This is a genomic window from Vibrio sp. NC2 (assembly GCF_025195005.1).
In the GTDB taxonomy this organism is placed as follows: Bacteria; Pseudomonadota; Gammaproteobacteria; order Enterobacterales; family Vibrionaceae; genus Vibrio; species Vibrio splendidus.
This window is the reverse complement of record NZ_JANVFC010000054.1, coordinates 1-557: the sequence shown is the minus strand read 5'-3', so window position 1 is coordinate 557 and position 557 is coordinate 1. Positions and strand designations below refer to the sequence as shown.

The 557-nt window shown below is 36.4% G+C and carries 1 tRNA gene; it reads left to right on the top strand.

Annotation, left to right across the window (positions count from 1 at the left end):
- Positions 1-76, top strand: a tRNA-Val gene (locus tag NX845_RS23395).
- Positions 77-557: the final 481 nt, after the last annotated feature.

Below are 557 nucleotides of genomic sequence, written 5' to 3'. Positions count from 1 at the left end.
GGGCGATTAGCTCAGTTGGGAGAGCACCTGCCTTACAAGCAGGGGGTCACTGGTTCGAGCCCGGTATCGCCCACCATCTTTAAACATTCTTTGATGACAACAGTCTAATGAGAGTTTTTAAAAATGGTTTTGAAAGTTTAAAACTCGAAAAACTCTTGCTCTTTAACAATTTGGAAAGCTGACTGATTTGATTACTTACGAATAATTCAAATCAAATTTAAAAGTTCTCAATGTTTATCTGCTCTTATTTATTAAGAACGGTATAAACAAAACAAACACATTCAAGTGTCTTGTATTCGAATGATCAGAAATGATTGTTCATTTTTTGATTCTAATTTTTATTAAAAAGTGGAAACAAAAAGTAAATTGAGTCCGGCAAACAGTTATCAGGAATTAACCCTTCTTGATGACAACCAAAAACCTTGGTTAGTTACCATACTAGTTTGTTTTCGCTTTTCAAAAGCGAAAAGTAAAACAGAGACCCTTTCGGGTTGTATGGTTAAGTGACTAAGCGTACACGGTGGATGCCTTGGCAGTCAGAGGCGATGAAAGGCGTA